Origin of the sequence: Streptomyces sp. NPDC058157 (assembly GCF_042884105.1) — a bacterium.
Lineage (GTDB): Bacteria > Actinomycetota > Actinomycetes > Streptomycetales > Streptomycetaceae > Streptomyces.
Genome location: NZ_JBHVUQ010000439.1, coordinates 1 through 1,391 on the forward strand (window position 1 = coordinate 1; position 1,391 = coordinate 1,391).

General features: G+C 80.7%; 1 pseudogene. It reads right to left on the reverse strand.

Annotated elements, in window-relative coordinates:
* Positions 1-398: 398 nt before the first annotated feature.
* Positions 399-1,391 (reverse strand): annotated as a pseudogene (locus ACFVXK_RS38690) (hypothetical protein); the annotation flags it as partial.

Consider the following 1,391-nt stretch of genomic DNA (forward strand, 5'->3'; position numbering starts at 1 on the left):
GACGGCGGCGGTGATCGCCGCGATCCGCGGCACGGACCGCCACCAGGGGCGGTGGCCGTCCCCGCCGGACGACGGCCTCGGCCCGCCGGGACCGGGGCCGCCGGGGCCCGACGGCGGGCCGCCGCCCGAAGGCGGGGGCGGTGGCGGGGGGCCGGCCTGGTCTCCGGACGGGCGCCCGGAGAGGGGGCCGGAGGGCGGGCCGGTGGGACGCTCTGACAGCGGTTCGGAACTCACATTCCCCTCCCACCGGGCGGGCGCAGGAACGCGAAACTCGAACGGTGTGCATGTTTTATGCAATTTCATTCGAGTTTCACACCGTTAGCGCCCATTGTGTGCCCCGGCCCCGTGGGGTCCGCAAGCCGAACGGCCTACACCGGCCCGCGCCCGCCCCCGTCCGCCTACGCCCAGGACGCGGCCACGAGCGACCGCCGTGCCGCCGTCAGGTGCGCCGAGGCCGCCAGCCAGGCCCACGCGTACCCGTCCGCCGACGGGTCGGTGAGCCGGCCGAAGGCGTCCCGGGGCCGCCGGTCCGCCTCCGCGACGAGGGCTGCGGCCAGGTCCGCCGCCGCCGTGAACCCGGCCCGGCGCAGCGCCCCGTACCCGGCCTCCGGCGCGGGCCGGCGCGCCGACTCCGCCACCGCCCGGCGGCCGCCCGCGACCCCCGCCTCCAGCAGCCGGCGCACCCGCCACAGGGGCGCGTCGGCCAGCGGATCCGGGCCCGGTACGAGAGGGCCCGGTGCGGCGGCGGGGGGCTCGCCGGTGACGTGGCCGCCCTGGAGGCGGTCGTAGCCGAGGTCGGCCCGGTCCCGCCACTCCGGCGGCAGCCGCAGCGTGTACGCCGACCCCGGTACCGGCCCCACGGCGAGGGGCCGCAGCGTGGCCGCCCGGTCCGGGTCCGGGCGGCCCACGACCCGCAGCGCCAGCCCCGGCCGGGCGGCCAGCCGGCGCAGGTTGGCGGTGTGCGCCAGCTCCGGGTGCGGGTGCGCCGGGACCAGCCGGAGCAGCGGCGCGTCCGCCCGTACCGTGCCGTCGGGCGACAGCTCCCGTACGAGGAGGTGCTCGCCGGACGCGCCCTCGACCCGGACGGCGCAGCCCAGCAGGCCGGGTTCGGCGTCCCGCGCGAGCAGTTCGGCGACGGCCTCGGCGGCCGGGCGGGCGAACAGTGCGGCGAGCGGCTCCCGGTCCCAGGCCACACCCGGCACGGGCGTCGCCCGCACCCCGCGCCCGGCGCCGAGCCGCCCGTCGGCGGAGACCGTCGCCCCGGCGATGCGCAGGCCGCCGCGCGCGAGTCCGGCGTGGTCGAGGACCCCGCCGCCGAGGGCCACGGACGCGGCCCCGGCACCCCGGGCGCGGGCGAGCCCGCCGGGGCGGACGTCCGACAGCGAGTAGGT